Annotated in this window: 1 pseudogene; it reads left to right on the forward strand. The window is 58.5% G+C overall.

Annotation, left to right across the window (positions count from 1 at the left end):
• Window positions 1–583: pseudogene (locus tag EN780_RS36880) on the forward strand (hypothetical protein); the annotation flags it as partial.

The following is a 583-nucleotide window of genomic DNA, read 5'->3' on the forward strand; positions in this document are numbered from 1 at the left end:
GTATAAGGACGTAAATAAGCGCGTCGCTGCGGCCATACGCAAGGGAGAAACGCTTGAGGCCATGGCAGGCGTTGTCCTGAAGGACGACGATGGCAACGACTTTTCGCCTGATGCGGCCACCGACGCGATCGTCAGGACTCTGACCAGCACCCTCTTGATGGAAGGGCATACCAACGATTGGTTCGACAAGAACGGCCTGCTCGTCGTGCCAGATTTCGAACCTGCGGATGAGGAAAGTATCTACAAGGCGGGCTCCACCGAAATCCTCGGTATCTGTTGGGGTCGGTGGGAACGCACTGAGGAACACCACAGATTTCTAGAGACGGAGTGGACCGAACTGACGGGCGAGGCCCGTCCAAAGGGGCTGCCCGACAATATCCAGCTCGTAATCGACACAGGCCCGACGGAAACGTGGCTGTGGGATTTCATCGCCAACGAACGGCTCCAGGACCGTCTGGTGCAGACATTCCTGGAGATGTCCTTTGAAACGCGAATGCGTCAGGGACTACGCGGCATCGCTGGCCCTGCTCCTCTGCTTCCCGATGCTTACGTGTCGGCCGAGGAGGCTCATTCGGCCGTATCG

Origin of the sequence: Mesorhizobium sp. M4B.F.Ca.ET.089.01.1.1, from assembly GCF_004022605.1 — a bacterium.
Classification (GTDB): domain Bacteria; phylum Pseudomonadota; class Alphaproteobacteria; order Rhizobiales; family Rhizobiaceae; genus Mesorhizobium; species Mesorhizobium abyssinicae.